23 protein-coding genes are annotated in these 23,370 nt (G+C 72.7%); 5 read left to right on the top strand and 18 right to left on the bottom strand.

The features are described from left to right. Positions 1-6: 6 nt before the first annotated feature. The 11 genes from ABZ923_RS07240 to ABZ923_RS07190 form a co-directional block, all read right to left on the bottom strand. Positions 7-771, bottom strand: coding sequence for a hypothetical protein (locus ABZ923_RS07240; RefSeq protein WP_361467877.1), 765 nt, complete (start codon positions 769-771; stop codon positions 7-9). Then, a complete protein-coding gene (locus tag ABZ923_RS07235; protein WP_361467875.1) occupies positions 761-1,348 on the bottom strand; it encodes a sigma-70 family RNA polymerase sigma factor in 588 nt (195 codons plus the stop codon). The genes ABZ923_RS07240 and ABZ923_RS07235 overlap by 11 nt, the downstream gene beginning before the upstream one ends. 108 nt (positions 1,349-1,456) lie before the next feature. Beyond that, a complete protein-coding gene (locus ABZ923_RS07230; RefSeq protein ID WP_361467873.1) occupies positions 1,457-1,999 on the bottom strand; it encodes an arginine repressor in 543 nt (180 codons plus the stop codon). 7 nt (positions 2,000-2,006) lie between these two features. Then, positions 2,007-3,215, bottom strand: a complete 1,209-nt coding sequence (locus ABZ923_RS07225) for an acetylornithine transaminase (RefSeq protein ID WP_361467870.1) — start codon at positions 3,213-3,215, stop codon at positions 2,007-2,009. Continuing rightward, complete coding sequence (gene argB / locus ABZ923_RS07220) at positions 3,212-4,117, bottom strand: acetylglutamate kinase (protein WP_361467868.1); 906 nt, start codon at positions 4,115-4,117, stop codon at positions 3,212-3,214. The genes ABZ923_RS07225 and argB overlap by 4 nt, the downstream gene beginning before the upstream one ends. Beyond that, on the bottom strand, positions 4,114-5,268 hold the full coding sequence (gene argJ, locus ABZ923_RS07215; RefSeq protein WP_361467867.1) for a bifunctional glutamate N-acetyltransferase/amino-acid acetyltransferase ArgJ: 1,155 nt from the start codon (positions 5,266-5,268) through the stop codon (positions 4,114-4,116). Before argJ ends, argB begins: the two co-directional genes overlap by 4 nt. Then, a complete protein-coding gene (gene argC, locus ABZ923_RS07210; protein ID WP_361467865.1) occupies positions 5,265-6,293 on the bottom strand; it encodes an N-acetyl-gamma-glutamyl-phosphate reductase in 1,029 nt (342 codons plus the stop codon). Before argC ends, argJ begins: the two co-directional genes overlap by 4 nt. A 45-nt stretch (positions 6,294-6,338) precedes the next feature. Further along, positions 6,339-6,707 carry a GtrA family protein gene (locus ABZ923_RS07205; RefSeq protein ID WP_361467863.1) on the bottom strand — a complete coding sequence of 123 codons (369 nt, stop codon included), beginning with the start codon at positions 6,705-6,707 and terminating at the stop codon, positions 6,339-6,341. Further along, on the bottom strand, positions 6,707-7,657 hold the full coding sequence (locus ABZ923_RS07200; RefSeq protein WP_361467860.1) for a glycosyltransferase family 2 protein: 951 nt from the start codon (positions 7,655-7,657) through the stop codon (positions 6,707-6,709). The genes ABZ923_RS07205 and ABZ923_RS07200 overlap by 1 nt, the downstream gene beginning before the upstream one ends. Before the next feature lie 22 nt (positions 7,658-7,679). After that, complete coding sequence (locus tag ABZ923_RS07195) at positions 7,680-10,241, bottom strand: YfhO family protein (RefSeq protein ID WP_361467857.1); 2,562 nt, start codon at positions 10,239-10,241, stop codon at positions 7,680-7,682. Positions 10,242-10,530: 289 nt separating this feature from the next. Continuing rightward, entirely contained in the window at positions 10,531-13,011 is a 2,481-nt protein-coding gene (locus ABZ923_RS07190; RefSeq protein WP_361467855.1) for an alpha-L-arabinofuranosidase C-terminal domain-containing protein, read from the bottom strand. A 119-nt stretch (positions 13,012-13,130) separates the two neighbouring features. Between ABZ923_RS07190 and ABZ923_RS07185 the strand changes: the two genes are divergently transcribed. Further along, positions 13,131-13,601 (top strand): DUF6314 family protein, encoded by a 471-nt coding sequence (locus ABZ923_RS07185; protein WP_361467852.1) that lies wholly within the window; start codon positions 13,131-13,133, stop codon positions 13,599-13,601. Here the strand turns inward: ABZ923_RS07185 and ABZ923_RS07180 are convergent. The 3 genes from ABZ923_RS07180 to ABZ923_RS07170 all read right to left on the bottom strand — a co-directional run bounded on the left by ABZ923_RS07180 (position 13,583) and on the right by ABZ923_RS07170 (position 16,168). Then, on the bottom strand, positions 13,583-14,176 hold the full coding sequence (locus tag ABZ923_RS07180) for a histidine phosphatase family protein (RefSeq protein ID WP_361467849.1): 594 nt from the start codon (positions 14,174-14,176) through the stop codon (positions 13,583-13,585). The genes ABZ923_RS07185 and ABZ923_RS07180 overlap by 19 nt on opposite strands. Before the next feature lie 73 nt (positions 14,177-14,249). Further along, positions 14,250-14,690, bottom strand: a complete 441-nt coding sequence (locus tag ABZ923_RS07175) for a GNAT family N-acetyltransferase (protein ID WP_361467847.1) — start codon at positions 14,688-14,690, stop codon at positions 14,250-14,252. An 11-nt stretch (positions 14,691-14,701) separates the two neighbouring features. Continuing rightward, positions 14,702-16,168 carry a PLP-dependent aminotransferase family protein gene (locus ABZ923_RS07170; RefSeq protein WP_361467844.1) on the bottom strand — a complete coding sequence of 489 codons (1,467 nt, stop codon included), beginning with the start codon at positions 16,166-16,168 and terminating at the stop codon, positions 14,702-14,704. On the opposite strand from ABZ923_RS07170, the gene ABZ923_RS07165 reads away from it, so the two are divergent. Both ABZ923_RS07165 and ABZ923_RS07160 read left to right on the top strand, forming a co-directional pair. Next, positions 16,167-17,078, top strand: coding sequence for a DMT family transporter (locus tag ABZ923_RS07165; RefSeq protein ID WP_361467841.1), 912 nt, complete (start codon positions 16,167-16,169; stop codon positions 17,076-17,078). The two genes, ABZ923_RS07170 and ABZ923_RS07165, sit on opposite strands and share 2 nt — an antisense overlap. Positions 17,079-17,094: 16 nt before the next feature. Further along, a complete protein-coding gene (locus ABZ923_RS07160) occupies positions 17,095-17,292 on the top strand; it encodes a DUF1918 domain-containing protein (protein WP_361467839.1) in 198 nt (65 codons plus the stop codon). A gap of 15 nt (positions 17,293-17,307) precedes the next feature. Here ABZ923_RS07160 and ABZ923_RS07155 read toward each other — a convergent pair whose 3' ends face one another. Next, positions 17,308-18,600, bottom strand: coding sequence for a family 10 glycosylhydrolase (locus ABZ923_RS07155; RefSeq protein ID WP_361467836.1), 1,293 nt, complete (start codon positions 18,598-18,600; stop codon positions 17,308-17,310). A 171-nt stretch (positions 18,601-18,771) separates the two neighbouring features. Here ABZ923_RS07155 and ABZ923_RS07150 point away from each other — a divergent pair, with 171 nt between their 5' ends. Next, complete coding sequence (locus ABZ923_RS07150) at positions 18,772-19,632, top strand: 3-hydroxybutyryl-CoA dehydrogenase (protein ID WP_361467834.1); 861 nt, start codon at positions 18,772-18,774, stop codon at positions 19,630-19,632. A gap of 196 nt (positions 19,633-19,828) precedes the next feature. Beyond that, positions 19,829-20,089, top strand: a complete 261-nt coding sequence (locus ABZ923_RS07145; protein WP_361467831.1) for a hypothetical protein — start codon at positions 19,829-19,831, stop codon at positions 20,087-20,089. Positions 20,090-20,112: 23 nt separating this feature from the next. On the opposite strand, the gene ABZ923_RS07140 is transcribed toward ABZ923_RS07145, so the two are convergent. The 3 genes from ABZ923_RS07140 to ABZ923_RS07130 all read right to left on the bottom strand — a co-directional run bounded on the left by ABZ923_RS07140 (position 20,113) and on the right by ABZ923_RS07130 (position 23,331). Further along, a complete protein-coding gene (locus ABZ923_RS07140) occupies positions 20,113-20,652 on the bottom strand; it encodes an NUDIX hydrolase (protein WP_361467828.1) in 540 nt (179 codons plus the stop codon). Positions 20,653-20,717: 65 nt separating this feature from the next. Then, positions 20,718-22,058 (bottom strand): transcriptional regulator, encoded by a 1,341-nt coding sequence (locus tag ABZ923_RS07135; protein WP_361467827.1) that lies wholly within the window; start codon positions 22,056-22,058, stop codon positions 20,718-20,720. Between the two features lie 205 nt (positions 22,059-22,263). Continuing rightward, positions 22,264-23,331, bottom strand: coding sequence for a PP2C family protein-serine/threonine phosphatase (locus tag ABZ923_RS07130; RefSeq protein WP_361467826.1), 1,068 nt, complete (start codon positions 23,329-23,331; stop codon positions 22,264-22,266). Between the last annotated feature and the right edge of the window lie 39 nt (positions 23,332-23,370).

The raw sequence follows: 23,370 nt of genomic DNA, 5'->3' as shown, positions 1-23,370 counted from the left end.
GGCGGTTCACGCCACCGGGGTGGTGACCTGCCCCTTCTCCAACTGGGCGGTGGCGAGGACGGTGCCGTCAGAAGACGTCAGGCGGGCGCCGGAGTACTGGGTGAGGTCGCCGGGCACCGCCACGCCCCAGTTGCCGTGTCCCTCACGCAGGGCGAAGTCGCCGGCGCGCACGCTCGTGCCGTCGGGGCGGTCGAGGAAACAGGTGACCGTGCCGGTGTACCGGGTTCCGGTGAGGGCGACGGAGACGAAGATCCAGCCGGGCGGGCCGGGGTGGGCGTAGACCTCGCCGACGGGCGCCCCGCCGTTCCGGGCCGGGGTCATGTCCCCGACCATCACCGGTTCGGACTCGCCGGCGGGTGCGGAGGCCACGACCTGCTCGACGGCGGTGCCGATCGCCCAGCCGGCGAACCCGACGGCGACGGCGAGCGCGGCCCCGGCCGCCGCGACCCGGGCCCGGGCCCGCCGGGCGCCGCTGCGCGGTCCCGGGCGGGAGCGGCCGGGGGCGCGGGCGGGCCGCTGCCCCTCGGACGCGGTCGCCTGCCGGGCGAGGCTGCGCGCCACGCGGTTCTCGAACCCGGGCGGCGGCTCACGGTCCGGCAGCAGGCCGACCAGCCGGTCACCGACCTGGGTCAGCTGCCGGACGTACTCCCGGCAGTCCGCGCACCGGTCCAGATGGGCGACCGCCTCGGCCCGCTCCCGGCCGGGCAGCACGCCCAGCGCGAGCTCGGCGCCGATCTCCCGCAGCTTCTCGCAGTCCACGTCACTGGACATGGTCGCCTCGTTTCGCAGACGCGACGGTGGTGCGCAGTCTTGCCATCGCCGTCCTGATCCGCGTCTTGGCGGTGCCCAGCGGGATCCGTTCCGCGTCGGCGACCTGCCGGGCCGTCATGCCGTAGATACCGGCCAGCATCAGCGCCCTGGCCTGCTCCCGTGGCAGCCGCGCCAGAGCGGCCCGGACCTGGGCGGAGGCCTCGTCGGCCAGCGCCCACTGCTCGGGGGTCTCGGTGACGACGTCCAGCAGGTCCTCGAGGTCCTCGGGCGCCATCGGCTGTGTCCGCCGGGCACGGACGGCGTCGATGGCCAGGTTGTGCGCGATGCTCGTCAGCCAGGTCATGACCGAGCCGCGGCGCGAGTCGTAGATCTGCGCATGACGCCACGCGCGTTCGAACGTCTGCTGGGCGACGTCCTCGGCGAGTTGCTGGTCCCCGGTGACCGCCCTGGCCACACCGAAGACCCGGTGCTGGAACCTCCGTACGAAGAGCACAGCCAGCTCCGGATCTCCGGCGGCCAGCCCGGACAGCAGTACCTCGTCCGGGAGGCGGCCGACGGGGAACCGGTTTCCCGACACACCTCTGTATACGTTCGACGGCCGCCAGGGGATTGCCCGTCCCCCGGCCCGCTCGCCGCGGAAGATCACATGCCTATTCTGCGTCGGCCGGGCGGGCCCCGCACGCCGTCAGTGGCCGTTCTGCGCCAGCCGCAGCAGATGGTCCGCCAGCGCCTGCCCCCCGGTGGGGTCCCGGCTGATCAGCAGCAGGGTGTCGTCGCCGGCGATCGTGCCCAGGATGTCGTGCAGTTCCGCCTGGTCGATGGCGGAGGCCAGGAACTGCGCGGCCCCCGGGGGAGTGCGCAGGACCACGAGGTTCGCCGAGGCCTCCGCGGAGATCAGCAGCTCCTGGGAGAGCCGCCGCATCCGCTCCTCCTTCGCCGACTCCCCCAGCGGGGCGCGCGGGGTGCGGAAACCGCCCTCGCTCGGCACCGCGTAGATCAGGTCGCCGTCGGTGTTGCGGATCTTCACCGCGTTCAGCTCGTCGAGGTCCCGGCTGAGCGTCGCCTGCGTGACGCTCAGCCCGTCGTCGGCGAGCAGCTTGGCCAGCTGGCTCTGCGAGCGCACCGGCTGCCGGTTGAGGATGTCCACGATCCGGCGGTGCCGTGCGGTGCGGGTCTGCGGTACGGCGGGTCCGGCCCCCGCCTGATCGTGGTCCTGCGCCTGGCTCATCGTCGTCTCATTCTCCGGATCGTCCGTCCCCATCCACAGGGCCAGCTGCGTCGAGGATGCCGGGCAGTGCCCGGAGCAGCGCACCCGCCTCGTCGTCGCGGAGATTGAGCGGCGGCATGAGCCGTACGACGTCGGGGGCGGGCGCGTTCACCAGGAACCCGGCCTCCTGGGCCGCCTGCTGCACCTGCGGTGCGCGCGGCCCGGTGAGCACGATACCCAGGAGCAGGCCCGCACCCCGGACATAATCGATCAACGGGTGGTTCAGCGCCTCGATTCCCTCCCGCAGCCGCCCGCTCTGCCGCTTGACGTTGTCGAGCAGGTCCTCGTCGGCGATCGTGTCGAGCACGGCGAGTCCGGCGGCGCAGGCGACGGGGTTGCCGCCGAAGGTGGTGCCGTGCTGGCCGGGCCGGAGCAGTTCGGCGGCCCGGCCGAAGGCCACGGTCGCGCCGAGCGGCAGCCCGCCGCCGAGCTGCTTGGCGAGGGTGACGACGTCGGGCAGCACGCCCTCGTGGGCCTGGTACTCGAACCAGGTGCCGGTGCGGCCGATGCCGGTCTGCACCTCGTCCAGGACCAGCAGGGCGCCGGTGGCGGCGGTGATCGCGCGGGCGGCCTTGAGGTAGCCGGCCGGGGGCACGACGACGCCGTTCTCGCCCTGGATCGGCTCGATGACGACGAGGGCCGTCTCCTCCGTCACCGCGGCGGCCAGCGCCTGGGCGTCGCCGTAGGGGACGTGGGTGACCTCGCCGGGCAGCGGCAGGAAGGGCTCCTGCTTGGCGGGCTGGCCGGTGAGCGCGAGGGCGCCCATCGTGCGGCCGTGGAAGCCGCCGTCGGCGGCGACCATGTGGGTGCGCCCGGTGAGCCGGCCGATCTTGAACGCGGCCTCGTTGGCCTCGGCGCCGGAGTTGCAGAAGAAGACCCGGCCGTCCCGGCCGAAGAGCTGGAGCAGCCGTTCGGCGAGGGCGACGGTGGGCTCGGCCAGGAAGAGGTTGGAGATGTGGCCGAGGGAGGCGATCTGGCCGCTCACGGCCTCGACGATCGCGGGGTGGGCGTGGCCGAGGGCGTTGGTGGCGATGCCGCCGACGAAGTCGAGGTACTGCCGGCCGTCGGCGTCCCACAGTCGGGTGCCCTCGCCGCGGACGAGGGGCAGGCGCGGGGTGCCGTAGTTGTTCATGAGCGCGCCCTGCCAGCGCTGGGTCAGCTCCTGGTTGCCCGTCACTGTGCGTCCCCCTCGGGCTCGTCGGGCACGACCATGGTGCCGATGCCCTCGTCGGTGAAGATCTCCAGCAGGATCGAGTGCTGGACCCGGCCGTCGATGACGCGGGCGGTCGTCACGCCGTTGCGCACGGCGTGCAGGCAGCCCTCCATCTTCGGCACCATGCCGGAGCTCAACTCCGGCAGCAGTTTTTCCAGTTGGGATGCGGTGAGGCGGCTGATCACCTCGTCGCTGTTCGGCCAGTCCTCGTAGAGGCCCTCGACGTCGGTGAGGACCATGAGGGTCTCGGCGCCCAGTGCCGCAGCGAGTGCCGCAGCAGCCGTATCAGCATTGACGTTGTAGACATGTCCGTCGTCCTGGGAGCGGGCGATCGAGGAGACGACCGGGATGCGGCCGTCGGCGAGCAGCGCCTCGATGGCGCCCGTGTCGATCGCGGTGATCTCGCCGACCCGGCCGATGTCGACCAGTTCGCCGTCGATCTCGGGCTGGTGCCTGGTGGCGGTGATGGTGTGCGCGTCCTCGCCGGTGAGGCCGACGGCGAGCGGCCCGTGCCGGTTGAGCAGGCCGACCAGCTCGCGCTGCACCTGCCCGGCGAGCACCATCCGTACGACGTCCATGGCGTCCTCGGTGGTGACGCGCAGGCCCGCCTTGAACTCGCTGACGATGCCGTGCTTGTCGAGGGCGGCGCTGATCTGCGGGCCGCCGCCGTGCACGACGACCGGCTTGAGGCCGGCGTGGTGCAGGAAGACGACGTCCTGGGCGAACGCGGCCTTCAGGTCCTCGTCGATCATGGCGTTGCCGCCGAACTTGATGACGACCGTCCTGCCGTTGTGCCTGACCAGCCAGGGCAGCGCCTCGATGAGGATCTGGGCTTTCGGCAGGGCCGTGTGCTTGCGAGTGCTCATGAGGAGTAGGCGCTGTTCTCGTGGACGTAGTCGGCGGTCAGGTCGTTGGTCCAGATGGTCGCGGTCTCGGTGCCCGCCGCGAGGTCGGCCACGATGTGGACCTCGCGGTAGCGCATGTCCACCAGTTCCCTGTCCTCGCCGACGGAACCGTTCTTGCACACCCAGACGCCGTTGATGGCGACATTCAGCTGGTCCGGCTCGAAGGCGGCCTTCGTGGTGCCGATGGCGGAGAGCACGCGGCCCCAGTTGGGGTCCTCGCCGTGGATGGCGCACTTCAGGAGGTTGTTGCGGGCGATGGAGCGGCCCACCTCGACGGCGTCCTCCTCGCTCGCCGCGTTGACCACCTCGACCTTGATGTCCTTGCTGGCGCCCTCCGCGTCGCCGATGAGCTGCCGGCCGAGGTCGTCGCAGACCTGCCGTACGGCCTCGGCGAACGCCTCGTACCCGGGGGTGACGCCGGAGGCGCCGGAGGCGAGCAGCAGGACGGTGTCGTTGGTGGACATGCAGCCGTCGGAGTCGACGCGGTCGAAGGTGACCCTGGTGGCCGCGCGCAGAGCCTTGTCCAGCTCCTCGTCGCCGAGGTCGGCGTCGGTGGTGAGGACGACGAGCATGGTGGCGAGGCCCGGGGCGAGCATGCCGGCGCCCTTGGCCATGCCGCCGACGGTCCAGCCGTCCCCGCTGGTGACGACGGACGTCTTGTGGACGGTGTCGGTGGTCTTGATGGCGATGGCGGCCTTCTCGCCGCCGTGCTCGGACAGCTGGGCGGCGGCCGTCTCGATGCCCGGGAGCAGCTTGTCCATGGGCAGCAGCACGCCGATCAGGCCGGTGGAGCAGACGGCGACCTCGATGGCGCCGCGGCCGAGCACCTCGGCGGCCTTCTCGGCGGTGGCGTGGGTGTCCTGGAAGCCCTTGGGGCCGGTACAGGCGTTGGCGCCGCCGGAGTTGAGGACGACGGCCGAGACCTGGCCGCTCCTGAGGACCTGCTCGGACCAGAGCACCGGTGCGGCCTTCACACGGTTGGAGGTGAACACGCCCGCGGCGGCACGGCGGGGCCCGTTGTTGACCACGAGGGCCAGGTCGGGGTTGCCGTTCTCCTTGATCCCGGCGGCGATGCCCGCCGCCGTGAATCCCTTGGCTGCCGTGACGCTCACGGTGCGACTCCGATCGTGGAAAGACCCGTGGTCTCGGGAAGACCCAGGGCGATGTTCATGCTCTGGACGGCACCGCCCGCGGTGCCCTTGGTCAGGTTGTCGATGGCGCTGATCGCGATGATGCGGCCCACGGACGCGTCGTACGCGACCTGCACCTGAACGGCGTTGGAACCGTGGACGGACGCCGTCGCGGGCCACTGGCCCTCGGGGAGCAGGTGGACGAAGGGCTCGTCGGCGTAGGCCTTCTCGTAGGCGGCGCGGACCGAGTCCGCCGTGGCCCCCGCGACGGCCTTCGCGCTGCAGGTGGCGAGGATGCCGCGGGGCATCGGCGCGAGGGTCGGCGTGAAGGAGACCGCGATCCGCTCGCCCGCCACCCCGCTCAGGTTCTGGATCATCTCGGGGGTGTGCCGGTGGCCGCCGCCGACGCCGTAGGGCGACATGGAGCCCATGACCTCGCTGCCGAGCAGGTGCGGCTTGGGCGCCTTGCCCGCGCCGGAGGTGCCGGAGGCGGCGACGACCACGGCCTCGGGCCCGGCGAGGTGGGCCGCGTAGGCCGGGTACAGGGCGAGGGAGACGGCGGTCGGGTAGCAGCCGGGCACCGCGATGCGCTTGGACCCCTCCAGCGCGGCGCGGGAACCCGGCAGTTCGGGGAGGCCGTAGGGCCAGGTGCCGGCGTGCGGGGAGCCGTAGAAGCGCTCCCAGTCGGCCGGGTCCTGCAGCCGGAAGTCGGCGCCCATGTCGATCACGAGGACGTCGGGGCCGAGCCGCTCGGCGACGGCGGCGGACTGCCCGTGCGGCAGCGCGAGGAAGACCACGTCGTGCCCGGCGAGCGCCTCCGGGGTGGTCTCGGCCAGCACCCGGTCGGCCAGCGGCAGCAGGTGCGGCTGGAGCGCGCCGAGCCGCTGTCCGGCGTTGGAGTTGCCGGTCAGGGCGCCGATCTCGACCTCGGGGTGCGCGAGGAGCAGGCGCAGGACCTCTCCGCCCGCGTATCCGCTCGCTCCGGCCACCGCCGCACGTACTGCCATGTCCACCCTCCTCTGGATGGCATGACTATACGTATCGCTGCACGTTTATGCAATCGTCTCGGGGATCATCACCCAGCGGGAGACGAGGAAGGTGAACGGGACGGCCACGGCCGAGGCGAGCAGCGGGGCGAAACGGCTGCCGGCGTGCAGGACGTCCACGATCAGGTACACCCCGGCCGTGGTGATCAGGAAGTTGGTCACGTTCGTCAGCGGGAACAGCAGGAACTTCCGCCAGGTGGGCCGGATCCGGTAGGTGAAGCGCGCGTTCAGGAAAAAGGAACCGACCATGCTGAGCAGAAAGGCCAGCACGTGCGCCGCGAGATAGGGAAGGCCGGTCAGGAACAGGAGGTAGAGGCAGTAGTAGGCCGCCGTGTTGACGACGCCCACCGCCGCGAAGGTCAGAATCTGCCGCATCAGGGAATGAGATCTTTCGTCCGTTCCACATTGGTCGCCTTCACCAGGAAGTGCGGGCGCCCCTTCACCTCGTAGTAGATGCGGCCGGTGTACTCCCCGATGACTCCCAGCATGACCATCTGGACGCCCGCGAGGGCGGTCACGGCGGTGATGATGGTCACATAGCCGGGGGTCTGGACGCCGTTCACGAGCGCGGCGCCCACGATCCAGGCGGTGTACAGGCCCGCGCACAGCAGCAGGCCCATACCGAGCCAGAGCGCGGCGCGCAGCGGGCGGTTGTTGAAGGACAGCAGGCCGTCGAGACCGTAGTTGAGCAGGCCGCGCAGGTTCCAGGAGCTGCGGCCGGCCTCGCGCGCGGCGTTCCGGTACTCGAAGGTGGTGCTCGGGAAGCCCACCCAGGCGAACAGGCCCTTGGAGAAGCGGTTGTACTCGGTGAGGGCGAGCACCGCGTCCACCACCCGGCGCGACAGCAGCCGGAAGTCGCCGACGCCGTCGACGAGTTCGACGTCGACCAGACGGTTGACGAGCCGGTAGTACAGGCGCGCGGTCAGGGTCCTGGTGAGCCGGTCGCCGGTGCGGGTGCGCCGGGCGATGACCTGGTCGTGGCCCTGTTCCCGCAGCTCGACCATGCGCTTGATCAGCGCCGGGGGGTGCTGGAGGTCGGCGTCCATCACGATCACCGAGTCGCCCGAGGCGTGCCGCAGGCCGGCGAGGAGGGCCGCCTCCTTGCCGAAGTTGCGGCTGAAGGAGACGTAGCGCACCCGGGAGTCGAGGTCCGCCAGGTCCTTCAGGACGGCGAGGGTACGGTCCCGGCTGCCGTCGTCCACGTACACGAACTCCATGTCGTGACCGAGGGGCAGCAGTTCCTCGGCGACCTTCTGGACCTCCTGGTGGAACTGGGCGAGGACGTCTTCCTCGTCGTAGCAGGGCGCGACGATCGATATCAGCATGCGGGATCCCCCCTGGGCGCGGTCAGAGAGCGGTGGTCACGCGCTCGCGCGGTGATGTGGTCGTGGGCGGCGCCGGGCCGCGCCGGCGGCGGACGGCGCCCGCGGCGGTGAGCAGGACGAGGGTGAGCAGCGAGGCGGCCCCCACAGTCGTGCCCAGCCGCAGGCCGGGTGGGTGGAAGGTGCAGGTCAGCGTGGTGGCGCTGCCGTCCAGGGGGACGGCGATCAGGCCGTGGAAGTCGCCGGCGGGGCGCTCGGGGCCGTCCCCGGCGGCACACCGCCAGCCGGCGATCCGGGGCGCCGCGACGACCGCGACGCCCCGGCTGCCGGCGGGCAGCCGGGCCCGCAGGGTGCCGTCGGAGACGGTCACCCGGGTGGCTCCGGTCGCCTTCAGCCGGGCCGCGGCCGCGTCCAGCCCCGCGGTGTCCAGGCAGCCGACGGCGCCGGGCGGGATGCGGCCGGGCCGGTCCGGCGTCAGTTCGATGCGCAGCCACCCGGAGGCGGGAGCCGGGCCGAGCGGCTCCATGGCGGCGCGGTTGCGCGGGAACACGTACCGGTACCGGGCGGACGCGCCGGCGCCGGCGAGCCGTGCGGTGCCGGAGAAGTGCGGGGCCCACAGGTGGACCTGGGTGCCGGCCGGGCACCGGGCGGTGATCGTGGGCCGGGCCAGGGCGTTGCCGGTGCCGACCCGGCGGCTCGGGACCGGCCGCCCGCGGTCGTCGTGCACGGTGACCCGGGGCACGGTGTAGACGCGGCTGCCCAGCAGCAGTTCCTGGTTGCGGTACGGCGAGGGTCCGAAGGGCCTGCCGGCGGGTGCGGTCCGGACGGTGACCAGGGGCGGCACGTCCCGCCGGGTGACGGTGACCGGTCCGCCGCCGGGGGGCACGTGCTTCTGGTGCGGGTCGGGCGGGGAGTGCACCCGGGCACCGACCGAGAAGACGACGTCCGTGACGGCGTTGTCCAGGCTCTGCACGCTCCGGCCGCGCGAGGTCCAGCCGTCGCCCAGCGCGGTGAGGGTGCGGCTGAGGACGTCCGAGGTCAGGCTGCTGTAGTACTGGGCGCCCTCGCCGCCCACCAGCAGCGGGTCGTTGCCGACGGTCTGCTCGCGGCCGGGGTCGGTGCGGTACCGGGGCCAGCCGTCGGCCCCGGCGACGGCCGCCGCCTGCACCTCCTGCCGCTCGCCCCAGGGTGCGTAGTCGTCCATGTGCCCGAGGCGCATCCGGGTGGCCACGGCGGAGGTGGCGGCGCTCTCGCCGGCCTGCACGCCGAGCAGCAGGACGACGGCCAGCCCGGCGAGCCGGGTGCGCCGCCCGGCGCGGGCCAGCAGGACGAGCCCTCCGAGGGCGCCCGCGAGGGCGGGCAGCAGGACCGGCCAGGTGTACCAGCCGAGCAGCGCGCTGCGGCCGGCGGCGGCGACGATCAGCGCCAGCAGCGCGGTCGCGGCGCCGAGCGCGCGCCGGTCGGGGACGCCGTCCGCCAGGGCGTGCCAGGCGGCGATCACCAGCAGGCCGCACAGCACGAACGCCTGCCGGTAGGGGCTGCCCTGCGGGGTGGCGAAGGCGTGCCACACCAGGTGGGTGGGGCCCCACTGGAGGGACAGGGCCACCGCGAGCACCAGCGCCGTCCAGCCGGTGCGGACCGGGACCGGGACCGCCCGGTGGAAGGGCAGCGCGAGGGCGAGGAGCAGCGCGGTGAGGCCGACGTAGAGGGCCGGTGAGCCGAAGCCGTAGGTCGCGGGCAGCAGCCGGGCGGCGACGTCCTCGACGGGCACCGGGGCGAACTGCCGTACCCGGCCCGGGTAGGCGTGCCGGGTGCCGAAGTAGACCACGGTGACCAGTGGGGCGGCGAGGCCCACGCCGAGGGCGGTGGTGAGGACGGCGCGGCCGGCCGCGGCGAGCGCCTGCCGGCGCGGCGGGCGGGCGAGCAGCAGGCGTAGCAGCAGGACCAGGGCGGCGCCGAGGGTGGCCATGTAGGCGGTGTAGAAGTTGGCGGTCCAGGCGAGGGCGACGATCAGGACGCCGGGCGGCATCCGGCGGCCGGCCAGCGCGCGTTCGCCGACCAGGCACAGCAGCGGCAGGGCGATCAGGCCGTCGAGCCACATCGGGTTGTAGGAGGCGTCGGCCAGGCTCCAGCCGCTCAGCGCGTACGAGGCGCCGAGCAGCCCCGCCGCCCACCGGCGGCCGGGGCGCAGGGTGAGCAGCAGCCAGGCCATGGCCGCGGCGGCGGAGGCGGTCTTCAGCAGGGTGACGGCGTAGACGGCGAGGTCGATCCGGTCGCGCGGGAAGACCGCGACGAGCAGGGCGAACGGGCTGCCGAGGTAGGTGCCGAGGTCGGGCAGGAAGCTCGCGCCGTAGCCGGACTGCCAGTTGACGAGGAGACCGCCCTCGGCCCTGCGGTGCAGCAGGTCCCACAGGTGGGCGTGGAAGGGCACGTACTGGTTGCCGAGGTCGTTGACGCTGCGGGTGCGGGGGCCGAAGGGGTAGCCGCGCGCCAGCACGTCACCGGCGCAGAAGGCGGTGACCGTGACGGCCGCGGCGAGCAGGGCGGCGGCCGGGCGCGGCGCACGGGGCGAGAGCGAGCGGTCCATGTGTCGAAAGGCCCCCAGCGAATTCATTGCGTCGATTTCGCCGACTTAGACGGGGCTCCTTTCCGCATGGTTGTGCGCTCATCAAAAAAGAGGCGTGAGTTCCCATGCATACGGAAACACCGCATGAATTCCGGGGTGCTCGGGGAAACGACGGCTTTCCGAAGGGTGTTTTCCGGGTGAACCCGGCCGGCGCCGGCGCCGACCGCGAGATCCGTTCTGGCAGGTCGTCCGCTGAAGGGTGCTCGCCGGGCGCGGGCTGCCGCCGGTGGCCGGCAGCCCGCGAGCGCGGTCACTTCTGCTTGATCCGCAGGAACGTGACGGAGTTCGCCGGGAAGGTGTACGTGAACGTCCGCGCGACTCCGGTGAGGGTGGACGTCCGCGGGGCGACCGCCGTGGACGTCTCGGTGTTCACCGCGTCCGGTGCGGCGGCCAGCGTGGTCACCCGGGCCTTGGACGCGACCCGGGCGGCGCCGAGGTCGATGGCCGTGCGGGCGGCGGCGGGCTGGGCGTTGACGACCTTCACGATCAGCTCGCCGGTCTGCGCGTCCCGCGTGACGACCTGGCGGAACGGCTCGGCCGGCTTGTCGTCGGTGAAGCCGCCCCACTCCTTGCCGTCGAGGTAGAGGGTGACCTGACGGCCCCGCACCCTGATGTCGATGTCGTAGGCGCGGCCCGTGTCGATCGACCCGGCCTTGGAGAGCAGCGTCGACTTGCCGCCGTCCACGGCCTGCTCGACCGCCGACTGCGTGTTGTTCCAGCCGCCCAGGTTCCACCAGTAGTAGCTGCCGGTGTCCTTGACGCCGAAGGCGACGAGGAAGCCCTCCTTGCCGGACTTCTTGGTGGCCTTCACGTGCAGGTCGTAGTCGTGCCAGCCGGCGTCACCGGCCTGGACCATGGTGTTCTCGGCGGTGTCGTCCGTCTGCACGTACCGGCCGTCCTGCACGGTCCAGCTGCCGGTGCCGGTGTGGGTCCACCGCGCGGCGCCACCGGAGAAGTCGTCGCTCAGCAGCGTGCCGCCGTCGGCGGCGGTGACCTTCACGTCGTCGTAGGCGGCGCCGGTGTTCCAGGTGGACAGGCCGACGGCGCCGGTGATGGGCCCGCTCAGGCTCGGGGTGCCGGTGGCCGTGCTGGGCACCACCCGGTCGCCCACGTTGGTCATGAACAGCTTCTGGACCTCGTAATTGGCCGAGCCCCAGGAGGCGTGGTTGTTGAACCACACCATGTCCGGGCTCCACTGCACGTAGTCCTCGTTGGCGAACAGCGGGGCGTACGAGGCGAGCTTGACGACGTCCGCGTTGCGCTCCAGGCCGGTCATGTAGGCCGCCTCGGCGAGGCCGTGCTTGAAGGCGTTGCCCTGGGAGGCGTACTCCCCGAGGAAGACCTTCGGGCCGGAGCGGTCGTAGGAGTCGTAGCGGTCGTTGTTCTGCAGGAACCACTGCGGGCTGTTGTAGTAGTGCTCGTCGACCATGTCGACCTTGGCGTCCCGGTTCAGCTTCCAGGCCGTGTCGAAGGTCGAACCGGAGTCGTCCGGGCCGGAGTTGGAGATCACCTGCACGTAGGGGTACGTCGCCTGGACGGCCGCGCGGAACTGCTGGAAGCGGGCGAAGAACTCGTTCGGCAGGTTCTCCTCGTTGCCGACCTCGATGTGGGTGAGGTGGAAGGGCTCGGGGTGGCCCATCTCGGCGCGCTTCCTGCCCCACCGGCTCGTCACCGGTCCGTTGGCGAACTCGATGAGGTCGAGGGTGTCCTGGACGTGCCGCTTGAGCAGGGCGTCGTCGGCGACGGCCGTGTCCTGGCCGCAGCCGGTGACGAGGGCCGGTACGACGGGCAGCGGCATGGCGCCGATGTCCTCGGCGAACCGGAAGTACTCGTAGTAGCCGAGGCCGTAGCTCTGGTTGTAGCCCCAGAAGTCGGAGTTCGTGGCGCGGGTCTCGACCGGGCCTATGGTGTCCTTCCACTGGTAGGAGCGCTTGCGCTGCCAGCCGGAGGCCTCGCTGTAGTCCTCCATGGAGCCCGTGTTGACCAGGCAGCCGCCGGGGAAGCGGACGAAGCCCGGGTGCAGGGCGGCGACCTGCTCGGCGAGGTCCTCGCGCAGGCCGTTCGGCTCGTGCTTGTAGGTGTCGCGCGGGAAGAGGGACACCATGTCCAGGCTGGTCGCCGCGTCGGCGGCCACGGTGAGCCGGCCGGTGGCGCTGGTGCGGGTGGCCACGAAGGATGCCTTGTACCGGGCCCAGCCGTTCTTCGTCACGGCGATCCGCCGGGCGGTCGCGAGCGTGCCGCCGGAGTCCTGGAGGGTCACGGTGAGGGCGCTGCCGGCCTCGGCGCGGGCCCAGACCGAGAAGTCGTACGCCTTGCCGTCCCGCACGGCGATGCCGGTGTTGTAGCCGGCGTTGGTCACGGAGGATCCGGCGCCCAGGGCGAGGTAGGCGCGGTTGCGGTCGTTGAGCCGGCCGGAGTCGTTCACGACCTGCGCGGTGCCGGAGACCGTCCAGGCGGTCAGCGGGGTGTACGACCGGTTGTCGTCGGTGGAGTACTCGAAGGACCGGTTCTGGACGAGTTCGGCGTACAGGCCGCCGTCGGCGGCGCGGTTGATGTCCTCGAAGAAGACGCCGTACATCGTCTTGTCGATCTTCGGCCCGGTGGCGGTGGGGTCGACGGTGATCGCGTAGTCGGTGGTGTCCTCGGCATGGGCCGGGGCGGGGAGGACGGCCGTGGTGAGCAGGACCGCGCTCGCTCCCAGGCCGAGTCTCCAGCGGGTGGTGCGTGACATGGATACTCCGCGGCTCGTTGTTCGAAATATCAGACACTGATCAGCAGTTCGAACGGCAAGATAGGGAAGGGGTATGAGCACGTCAATGGGGCGGACGCGGTGGCCCGTAAGCTCGCCCCATGGATGTGCTGACACCGCACCGCGACACGCGGGGGTTCTGGCCGGTGCCCGACGTCCTGGCCCACCTGGCCGGACGCTGGCGCGTCGAACGCGCCGTGCGGGATCTGGCGAGCGGCGCCGAGGGCCGCTTCACCGGAACCACCGTCTTCGGCGCGCTGGACGGCGGCGGGCTGCTGCACGAGGAGTCCGGCACCTTCACCTGGCACGGGACGGCCCGGCCGGCCACCCGGACGCTGCGGTTCCTGCCGGGGCCCACGCCGGGCCGGGCGGACGTGCGGTTCGCCGACGGGCGGCCCTTCCACGAGCTGGACCTGACCACCGGGCACTGCGTCGCCGACCACCCCTGCGCGGCCGACCTCTACCGGGGCGAGTTCACCGTCCTGGACGCCGACCACTGGCGCTCGGTGTGGCGGGTCGGCGGCCCGGCGAAGGACCTGCTGCTGACCACCGACTACGTGCGCGAGCGCTGAGCCGGAATCCCGTCGAAGCGGAGGTTCCAGCGGCCGGAGCGGCCGGTGACCGTGGTCGTGGACAGCGGGCGGACGTCGATGTTCCAGTAGCTGGAGGGCGGCGCCTTCAGGGCGTAGACCAGGGCCGCCCGGATCACGGACGGCTCGGCCACGGCGACGATCCGGCCGCCGTCGTCCGCCGGCCGGGTGTCCAGCCAGCCGCCGACCCGGGAAATGAACGCCAGCAGGGACTCGCCGCCGTGCGGGGTGGCGAACGGGTCGGCGAGCCAGGAGTCCACCGCCTCCGGCTCCCGGGCCATCGCCTCCCCCAGCGTCAGCCCGCGCCAGCGGCCCATGTCGCAGTCCCGCAGCGCGAGCTGGACCAGCGGGGCGTACCCCAGGGCGTCGCCCGTGGCCCGGCTGCGCGGGGTCGGCGAGCAGTAGCGCAGCTCGGCCGCCGCCAGCGGCAGCAGGTCCCCGGCGACGCGCTGCACCTCGTCCCAGCCGGCCTGGTCCAGCGGCCGGTCGTCCTCGAAGCGCTCCCCGAGCAGCGGGGCACCGCGCGCGGCGGCGACGAACGTCACCCTCAGTGGCATGCGGTGATGGTGAGCCGCCGGGAGGTGCAGGTCAAGGGCCGTGACCGGGGAGTTACCAGAGGTATGCGCAGGCTTACCCGGCGGGGGTGTGCACCATCCACTGGTCGGGCCGGTCCAGCGGCCGGAAGCCGAGCTTGGCGTACACCCCGTGCGCGTCGTGCGTGGCGAGCAGGACGCGGCGCAGCCCGAGGGGCTCCAGGTGGTCGCGGATGCGGCCGACGAACGCCGTGCCGATGCCCTTGCCGCGCACCGACGGGTCGACGTACACGTCGGCGAGCCAGGCGAACAGCGCCTGGTCGGTGACCACGCGCGCGTACGCCACCTGCTCGCCCGAGGCCGTGTCGTAGACCCCGAAGTTCAGCGAGTTCGCCATCGCCCGCTCGTGCCGCTCGCGCGGGCGGTCGATCGCCCAGTACGCGTCGGAGGACAGCCAGCCGTGCACCCGGCCGACGTCGACGCGGGCGGTGTCGGCGGAAAACTCGTAGCCGTCGGGGAGAACCGGTGTATCGCTCATGCGCCGGATCATCACAGGGCGGGCCGTTCCCGGGCGAGCGGATTTCCCATGACCTCGTCGCACGCCGTCCGCAGCCGCCGGACGCCCTCCGCGATCTCCCCGGTGCCGGCCACCGCCGCGAAGCTCAGGCGCAGGTGGGCGGCGGGCGGTTCGGCGCTGAAGTAGGGGCGGCCGGGGGTGAGGGCGACGCCGGTGCGCAGGGCCGCCGCGGTCAGCGCGCCCTCGTCCGCACCCTCGGGCAGCCGCAGCCACAGGTGGTAGCCGCCGGACGGGATGTGCGGCAGGGCGAGTTCGGGCAGCTGCCGGGCGAGCGCGCTCGTCATCGCGTCGCGGCGGGTCTTCAGCTCGGCCGAGAGGGCCCTCAGGTGGCGCGGCCAGGCCGGGGAGCCGACGAGTTCCAGGGCGGCCTCCTGGAGCGGCCGGGGGACGAAGAAACTGTCCACGACCTGGATGGCGCGCAGCCGTTCCAGCACCGGCCCGTGCGCGGCCAGGGCGCTGACCCGGAAGCTGGGCGAGGTCGCCTTGGTCAGCGAGCCGACGTGGACGACGACGCCGTCCGGGTCGTCGGCGGCCAGCGGGCGGGGCAGCGGGCCCGCGTCGGCGTGCACGAGCCGGCGGACGAAGTCGTCCTCGACCACGAACGCGCCGGCCTCGCGGGCGATGCGCAGCACCTCGGCACGCCGGGCGGGCGCCAGCACGGCCCCGGTGGGGTTCTGGAACAGCGGCTGGCAGACGAAGACCCGGGCGCCGGTGGCCTGGAAGGCGTCGGCGAGCAGGTCGGGCCGCACCCCGTCGGGGTCCACGGGCACCGGGACGGGCCGCAGCCCGGCCGCGCGGGCGAGGGCCAGCATGCCCGGGTAGGTGGGCGACTCCACGAGCACGGGGGCGCCGGGCGGGGCGAGCGCGCGCAGGGCGGTGGCCAGCGCGGCCTGGCCGCCCGCCGCGATCAGCACCTCGGCCGCGGTGACGGCACCGCCGATGCCGCGCGCGAACCACTCCCGCAGCTCCGGCAGCCCCTCCAGCGGCGGCCTGCCCCAGGCGCCCGGCCGCCGTCCGGCCCGGGCCAGCGCCGCCGCCATGGCCCGCTCCGGCTGGAGGGAGGGGTGCGGATAGCCGCCGTTGAACTCCAGCACCCCGGGCGGCGGGGCGGCCAGCGAGACCGTGACGCCGGAGGCGTCCACCGTGCGCGGTACGAGGTCGGTGGTGCCGTCGGCGCTCAGCGCGACCTCCTGCCAGGAGGTGTCCCCGGCGGGCGGTTCCGGGGTGTGCGGCCGGGCCCGGAAGGCGCCGGCGCCCGGCCGGGTGACCACCAGGCCCTCGGCGGCCAGCTGGGCGAGCGCCCGGGAGACGGTCACCGGACTGACCCGGAACCGCTCGACCAGGGCCCGGCTCGACGGGAGCTTTCCACCAGGAGAGTAGCGGTCCAGCTCTGCGCGGAGCTGTTCTGCCAGTTCACCGACACTGCTACGCTGTTGCATGAGAACACAGAGTAGCGCTACTACCGCCAGCCCGATAGCAGTCAGTGCTCCCCGGGAGCTCCGGGGGCTCGGCACCGCTCAGGCCGCCCTCGGTGTGGTCGCCTTCTCGCTGACGTTCCCCTCGACCGCCTGGGGCCTGGAGAGCTTCGGCCCGTGGTCGCTGGTGGCGGTGCGCGGTGTCCTCGCCGCCCTGGTCGCCGGCGGTTGCCTGCTCGCCCTGCGGGTCCCGCTTCCGGCGCGGCGCCACCTCGCCGGTCTGGCCGTGGTCGCCGCCGGAGTGGTGCTGGGCTTCCCGATGCTGACCACGCTCGCCCTGCAGACGTCCACCACCGCCCACGCGGCCGTCGTGGTGGGGCTGCTGCCGCTGACCACGGCCGTGTTCTCGGCGCTGCGCACCGGCATCCGGCCCTCCCGCCGGTTCTGGCTGGCGGCCGTGGCGGGCGCGGTGGCGGTGCTCGCCTTCACCGTCGGCCAGAGCGGCGGCGCGCTCACCGCGGCCGACGGCTGTCTGTTCGGGGCGCTGCTGGTGTGCGCGGCCGGGTACACCGAGGGCGGCCGGCTGGCCCGGGTCATGCCGGGCTGGCAGGTCATCGGCTGGGCGCTGGTGCTGTGCCTGCCGCTGACCGTGCCGGCCGCGGTGCTGGCGCTGTCGTACGAGCCGGTGCACCCGAGCGTCCACGGCGTGGCGGGCCTGGTGTGGGTGGCGCTCGGTTCCACGTTCTTCGGGCTGCTCGTCTGGTACCGGGGCATGGCGGCCATCGGCATCCCGCGGGCCAGCCAGTTGCAGTTGGCTCAGCCCCTGCTCACACTGGTGTGGTCGGCGCTGCTGCTGGGCGAGCACTTCACGGTGGCCGCTCCCCTGACCGCCGTGGCCGTGCTCGTGTGCATCGCCGTCACCCAGCGGGCGTGAGCGTGAGGAGGGCCAGATGCGCGCATCCAAGGGCGACAAGCTTGTCCAGCACGGCAGGGTGGTGGGCCAGCACGACCAGGTCACCGAGGTCGTCGAGGTGATGGGCGAGAACGGCAACCCGCCCTATCGCGTCCGCTTCGACGACGGGCACGAAGCGATCATGTCCCCCGGCCCCGACTGCCAGGTTAAGCACGGGGACAAGCAAAAGCACTAGGGGCTTTCGTCTGGGTCAGGCCGAGCCCGGCCTGACCGACAGGCCCTGGTCCCGCGGTGGTGTCGCCGGCCCCCGGTAGTGGTCGGCGACCACCCGGGCCATGGCCCCGATCCGGTCGTCCGCCAGGTCCTTGGCGGCGAAGAACACGTGCCCGCGCACCTGCGGGTACCGGGCGGCGAGGGTGAGGTGGCGGGACAGCTCGGCCGGGTCCTGCCAGGCGGCGGGCTGCCCGGCCGCGCCCGCCCGGTACAGCGCCTCTCCGATGTACAGCCGGGTGCCCGTCCCCTGGGCGACCTGCGCCCACCAGGCGACGAGCCGGGAGTAGTCGGCGGCGGAGTAGCCGATGTGCCAGTACAGCTGCGGGACGATGTAGTCGATCCAGTGGTTGCGCACCCACTTCCGGGTGTCCGCGTGCAGATCGTCGTAGGTCTCGACGCCCGCCTGCGTGTCGGAGCCGCGCGCGTCGGTCGACGCGTTGCGCCACACGCCGAAGGGGCTGATCCCGAACCGGGTGCCGGGCCGCACCCGCTGGATGCCGGCGGCCGTCTCGCGCACCAGCCGGTCGATGTTGTCCCGCCGCCAGGCGGCCCGGCTCTCGAAGGCGCCGCCGTGGCGGTCGTACGCCTCGTCGTCGTCGAAGGTCTGGCCGGCGACCGGGTAGGGGTAGAAGTAGTCGTCGAAGTGGACGGCGTCCACCGGGTAGCGGGCGACCGCGTCGAGCATCGCCTGCTGCACGAAGGCGCGGACCGCGGGCAGACCGGGGTTGTAGTACAGCCGGCCGCCGTAGGGCACCACCCAGTCGGGGTGCTTGCGCGCCGGGTGCGAGGCGGCCAGCCAGCCCGGTTCGGTGTGGTTGGCGATCCGGTACGGGTTGCACCAGGCGTGCAGTTCCAGGCCCCGGGCGTGGGCCTCGGCGACGGCGGTGCCGAGCGGGTCCCAGCCGGGGTGGCGGCCCTGGGTGCCGGTGAGGTACTCGGACCAGGGCTCGTACGGCGACGGCCACAGCGCGTCGGCGGTGGGCCGCACCTGGAGGATCACCGTGTTGAGCCGGTCGCGGACCGCCCGGTCGAGGTGGGCGACCAGCTCCTTGTGCTGGGCGCTCGCGGAGAGGCCGGGCCGCGAGGGCCAGTCCCGGTTGGCCACGGTGGCGATCCACACGCCGCGCAGCTCGGTGGTCGCGCCCCGGCGGCGGCCGGCCGCCGCGCCCGGGGCGGGGACGGCCGGGTCCTCGGCCGGGGTCGCGACCGGGGCTGTGACCAGCGTGGACAGCGCGGCCAGTGCGAAGGCCCGCCGAGACATGCGCCCCATCGGCACACCCCCATACGCTCCGGATCCGCTCCGTCACGGATCGTTTCGCGGTTCAGGATGCCCCCACCCGGACGATCGATCATCGATACTTGGCGGTAACGTGCACGATCGGAGCAGGCGCCGAACCCGGAGGTCTGCCAGCGAGCCGGAAACTTCAGCGAAGGGGACGATGTGACCGACATCGAGCGCATCGGGGTCGTGGGCTGCGGCCAGATGGGCGCGGGCATCGCCGAGGTGTGCGCCCGCGCGGGACTGGACGTGAAGGTCGCCGAGACCACCGGCGAGGCCCTGGAGATCGGCCGTACCCGGCTGTTCAACTCCCTGTCCAAGGCCGCCGAGCGCGGAAAGATCAGCGAGGCGGAGCGGGACGACGCCCAGGCGCGGCTGAGCTTCACCACCGACCTCGGCGAGTTCGCCGACCGGGACCTGGTGATCGAGGCCGTCGTCGAGAACGAGCAGGTCAAGACCGAGATCTTCCAGGTGCTCGACCAGGTGGTGACCCGGCCGGACGCGATCCTGGCCTCCAACACCTCCTCGATCCCGCTGGTGAAGCTGGCGGTCGCCACCTCCCGCCCGGACCACGTCGTCGGCATCCACTTCTTCAACCCCGCCCCGGTGCAGAGCCTGGTCGAGCTGATCCCGGCGCTCACCACCTCCGAGGGCACCCTCAGCCGCGCCCAGGTCTTCGCCGAGAAGGTGCTCGGCAAGCACGCCATCCGCGCCCAGGACCGCTCGGGCTTCGTGGTGAACGCGCTGCTCGTGCCCTACCTGCTGTCCGCGATCCGGATGTTCGAGTCGGGCATCGCGAGCCGCGAGGACATCGACAACGGCATGGAGATGGGCTGCGCCCACCCGATGGGCCCGCTGAAGCTGTCCGACCTGATCGGCCTGGACACCATCGTCTCCATCGCCAACAGCATGTACGCCGAGTACAAGGAGCCGCTGTACGCCGCTCCCCCGCTGCTCCAGCGCATGGTCGAGGCGGGCCGGCTGGGCCGGAAGACCGGCTCGGGCTTCTACACGTACGGCTGATTACGAAGAGCGACGCCCTGTGGGCCCGGCACCGGAGTTCGGTGCCGGGCTCATCTGTTTCACACACCGTGTGCGCGCCGGGCACGCATATGCCCGCCACACACGCTCCCCACGCGCCCACCAGGCGAGTTGACTCTTCATGCGCATGCAAAGGGATGCGGAACCACCCGTGTCGACTACCGAAAGGAGCGGACCCGTGACCGCCGATCCGCAGCATCCCGTGGTCCAGGGAGAACTCGCAGAGTTACGGCGCCGCCTCGACGTGGCCTACGCCCGCGTCGAGGGAGGGCTGGCGCTGCTGCGTCACCGCACCGAGGAGTCCGCCAAGGAACTGGACGAGCTGAACTCCCGGATGGCCTCGCTGGAACACGCACGCTGGCCGCTGCCCTCGCTCGCCGCGCTGACCGCGCTCGGGGCGCTGGTGGTGACGGTCTGGCAGGCGCTGGCGGGCCACTAGCCGCCGGCTCCCGAGCCGCCGGTTCACTGGCCTTCGGCGAGCCTGAGGTGGTGCAGCAGGAGTAACGCGGCCGCCATGTTGGCGGCCGGGACCTCCCCACGGGCGATCATGTCGGGGACGAGCTTGAGGGGGACCCATTCCCGCCGGTCCGACTCGAAGTCGTCCACGGGATGCCCCACGTACTCGCCCCGGTCGGACCAGTAGATGTGGTGCCGGGCGTCGGTGAGGCCGTTGGACGGCTCCACGCTCATCAGGTGGTGCAGGGGCCCCGGCCGCCAGCCGGTCTCCTCCTCCAGTTCCCGGGCCGCCGCGCTCGCGATGTCCTCGCCGTCCTCGACCACACCCGCGGCCAGCTCCCAGCCCCAGCTGTCGGTGATGAAGCGGTGCCGCCACAGCAGCAGCACCTCGTTGGCCTCGTTGACCACCGTGGCCACGGCCACCGGGCGCAGCCGGATCAGGAAGTGGTCGAGGTGCCGGCCGTCCGGCAACTCGACATCTGCGAGATTGACGCTGAACCAGCGGTTTTCATACACAGTTTGTTCGTTCTGTTTCGTCCACTGCACGGTTCTGCCACCTTCCGCCGAGTAAGTGGCAATATCGCAGCAGGGACGGTGCGCCTACAGTGGGCCTACAGCGGTACGCGCAGTGCGCCGTCGATGAGTTCGGCGGCCTCGGCGGTGCCGGCCGAGCCGCAGCGCACCAGGTACTCGCGTACCGCGCGGAGTCTGTCGCGCAGCCGCTGGGACTCCATTCCGCGGGCCTGCTCCGCCATCTGCACGGCGGTGGCCACGGCCTTCTCGGCGTTGCCCTGGCGCAGTTCGATGGTGCTGAGCATGGCCAGCCGGTGCACCCGGCCCCGGTCGTGCGCGGGGTTGCCGACGGCCGCCGCCGCGTGCTCCCGGGCCGCGGCCAGCTCACCGAGGCTGAGCAGCGCCTCGGCCACCTGCACATTGACCAGACCCGGCTGGACGTACCCGGTCTCATCGGGCTCGTAGCCGCGCCGGATCCGCTCGGCGGCCGTCTCCGCCCGCCGGATGCAGGACAGCGCGCTGCCGCCGTCCCCGAGGTGCGCGTACGCCTTGGCCTGCATCGCGTACAGGTCGGAGGCGAGCGCCGGGGTGATGTGCCGGCCGGCGGCGCGCAGCGCGGCCTCGGCGAAGGCGACGGCCTGCCGGTACTCCCGCATGAACAGCGACTGGTTGACCAGCAGCGCGATGACGTAGGCGCCGAGGCCCCGGTCCCCGCTCGCCTTCGCCAGCCGCAGCGCCTGGTGGAAGTAGCGCTGGGCGAGTCCGTGCGCGTCGGAGTCGTAGGCGCAGATGCCCGCGATCGCCACCAACCCGCCGGTCGCCCGGTGCAGTTGGCGACCGGTGGCGTCGGTGTAGCTGCCGCGCAGCAGCGGCGCGGCCTCCGTGTTGAGGAACCCGACGATCCGCGTCCGGGTCGCGATGCCGCCGGCCTTGCGGTACATCTGCTCGTAGTGCGTCCGGGCGGCCCGCAGCATCTCGATGTCGGCCGCGGTGACCGGGTGCCGGCCGCCTCGGGAGACGTCCACGTCCTCGGGCGGGTTCTCCCACTCCCACACCGGCATCACGGCAGGGGTCCCGGTGACGGCCGGCGCGCCCAGCACATGGGGCCGCTGCTGCTCGTCCGACCGCCACAGGGCGGTGGCCCGCTCCACGAACCCGCCCAGCGAACCGGCGTGCGGGGTGCTCGGCTCGCCGGGGACGCCGAGCCCGATGTCGTCGAGGGTGACGGGCCGCTGGAGCCGGGCCGCCAGCACCTCGCAGATCAGGTCGGGCACCTGACCGCGGGGCCGTTGGCCCTTCAACCAGCGTGCCACGGCGGTGTGTTCGTACCGCAGCGCGAGTCCGCGTCTGCGGCCCGCCTGGTTGACGTGGGCGGCGAGACCGGCGTGCGAGACGCCCGCCTCGTCCAGGATGGCGTCGAGCAGAGTGTTGGGCTGCATGGGATGCCCCCCGAGTGGCCTGGTGCGGTCAGCGTAGTGCGAACCCGTTCACACGGGGTGTGAACGGAGTGCGTGGATCCGGGCCGTGTGCGCGCTGTTGCGCAGTGTGCCGGTTCGGTTGACTGAGGTGCCTCGCAAGAGGCCGGCCAAGCCGCCGGCTCCCCCTCGAACGACGGTGGCTTGGCCGGGGCGACCACGGGGCGGGCTAGCGGTGCGTCGTCGGCTGCGGGTGCGCGGGGGCCTGGCACGCCCGTGCCCCCGGGTAGGACGGTTCGCCTCTCGTCCGGCCGTTGCGCAGGACCAGCAGGGCCACGTCGTCCGTCGGTCTGCCGGCCGTGTGGTGCAGGAGGGCCCTGAAGAGGGTGCGCAGCACCGCCTGCGGGGACACCGGCTGGTCCCGCACGGCGTCGCGCAACGCCGCGTGCAGCGGGAAGAACCGGCCGTGCGCGTCCCGCGCGTCCTCCGCACCGTCGGTGAACAGCACGAGGGACTCCCCCGAGAGCAGCCGGCCGCAGGAGTCCGCCTCCAGCTCCGCCGGCAGCGGAAACGGTCCCAGCGGCGGCAGGGGGTCCGCGCAGGACAGCTGCTCGACCCGCGAACCCGTCAGCACGTACGGCCACGGGTGGCCGCAGTTGAGGACGCGCAGTTCGCCGTCTTTGCCGATCTCCAGCAGCAGTACGGTGACGAACTCCTCGGCGACCGGGTTGTCGAGATCGGCGGCGCCGTTCGCGGGGTGCTCCGCGCGGGCGCGTTCGCGCAGGTGGCGGGCGAGGGCGCGGTCCAGTCTGCGCAGCACCCGGCCCAGTTCGGGCTCGTCGTGGACGGCCTCGCGGAAACTGCCGAGGAGGGCGGCGACGGTGCCGAGGGCGGCCAGACCGTGCCCGCGTACGTCCCCCATGACCACCCGCACCCCGTGTTCGGTGGCGATGGCCTCGTACAGGTCGCCGCCGACGCTCGCGCCCCGGTCGGCGGACAGCTGGGCGGCGGCGACGTCGATCCCGTCGAGCCGCGGCGGCAGCGGACGCAGGACGACGTTCTGCGCGGCGCGCGCCGCCCGCCGGGCGAGCCGCAGCTCCCGCAGCAGGGCACGGCGCACATGGAATATCAGGCCGGTGCCGACGGCGAAGAACACCGCGCTGGTGACGATGCGCGCCCCGATCCCGTCCTGCTGGGCGAGCGGGCAGCCGAGTTTGTAGCCGACCGCGACGGCTCCCCACGCGGTGGGCAGGAGGACTGCCCGCGCGGTGGGCGCCCGTGCCTTGATGCGGATCATGCCTCTGGTCCCCCATGTGGGCCCTGACAGAGCAGACGG

Origin of the sequence: Streptomyces sp. NPDC046881, from assembly GCF_040645015.1 — a bacterium.
Classification (GTDB): Bacteria; Actinomycetota; Actinomycetes; order Streptomycetales; family Streptomycetaceae; genus Streptomyces.
This window is presented reverse-complemented; position numbering and strand designations above follow the sequence as displayed.

What these genes read in the sequence shown, in the direction of transcription:
- ABZ923_RS07185 (WP_361467852.1), top strand. Translation starts at nt 13,131, where the DNA reads ATGGATGTGCTGACACCGCACCGCGACACGCGGGGGTTCTGGCCGGTG.
- argC (WP_361467865.1), bottom strand. Translation starts at nt 6,293, where the DNA reads ATGGCAGTACGTGCGGCGGTGGCCGGAGCGAGCGGATACGCGGGCGGA.
- argB (WP_361467868.1), bottom strand. Translation starts at nt 4,117, where the DNA reads ATGAGCACTCGCAAGCACACGGCCCTGCCGAAAGCCCAGATCCTCATC.
- ABZ923_RS07165 (WP_361467841.1), top strand. Translation starts at nt 16,167, where the DNA reads ATGAGAACACAGAGTAGCGCTACTACCGCCAGCCCGATAGCAGTCAGT.
- ABZ923_RS07205 (WP_361467863.1), bottom strand. Translation starts at nt 6,707, where the DNA reads ATGCGGCAGATTCTGACCTTCGCGGCGGTGGGCGTCGTCAACACGGCG.
- ABZ923_RS07190 (WP_361467855.1), bottom strand. Translation starts at nt 13,011, where the DNA reads ATGTCACGCACCACCCGCTGGAGACTCGGCCTGGGAGCGAGCGCGGTC.
- ABZ923_RS07200 (WP_361467860.1), bottom strand. Translation starts at nt 7,657, where the DNA reads ATGCTGATATCGATCGTCGCGCCCTGCTACGACGAGGAAGACGTCCTC.
- ABZ923_RS07175 (WP_361467847.1), bottom strand. Translation starts at nt 14,690, where the DNA reads ATGAGCGATACACCGGTTCTCCCCGACGGCTACGAGTTTTCCGCCGAC.
- ABZ923_RS07240 (WP_361467877.1), bottom strand. Translation starts at nt 771, where the DNA reads ATGTCCAGTGACGTGGACTGCGAGAAGCTGCGGGAGATCGGCGCCGAG.
- ABZ923_RS07160 (WP_361467839.1), top strand. Translation starts at nt 17,095, where the DNA reads ATGCGCGCATCCAAGGGCGACAAGCTTGTCCAGCACGGCAGGGTGGTG.
- ABZ923_RS07195 (WP_361467857.1), bottom strand. Translation starts at nt 10,241, where the DNA reads ATGGACCGCTCGCTCTCGCCCCGTGCGCCGCGCCCGGCCGCCGCCCTG.
- ABZ923_RS07170 (WP_361467844.1), bottom strand. Translation starts at nt 16,168, where the DNA reads ATGCAACAGCGTAGCAGTGTCGGTGAACTGGCAGAACAGCTCCGCGCA.
- ABZ923_RS07135 (WP_361467827.1), bottom strand. Translation starts at nt 22,058, where the DNA reads ATGCAGCCCAACACTCTGCTCGACGCCATCCTGGACGAGGCGGGCGTC.
- ABZ923_RS07180 (WP_361467849.1), bottom strand. Translation starts at nt 14,176, where the DNA reads ATGCCACTGAGGGTGACGTTCGTCGCCGCCGCGCGCGGTGCCCCGCTG.
- ABZ923_RS07230 (WP_361467873.1), bottom strand. Translation starts at nt 1,999, where the DNA reads ATGAGCCAGGCGCAGGACCACGATCAGGCGGGGGCCGGACCCGCCGTA.
- ABZ923_RS07130 (WP_361467826.1), bottom strand. Translation starts at nt 23,331, where the DNA reads ATGATCCGCATCAAGGCACGGGCGCCCACCGCGCGGGCAGTCCTCCTG.
- ABZ923_RS07155 (WP_361467836.1), bottom strand. Translation starts at nt 18,600, where the DNA reads ATGGGGCGCATGTCTCGGCGGGCCTTCGCACTGGCCGCGCTGTCCACG.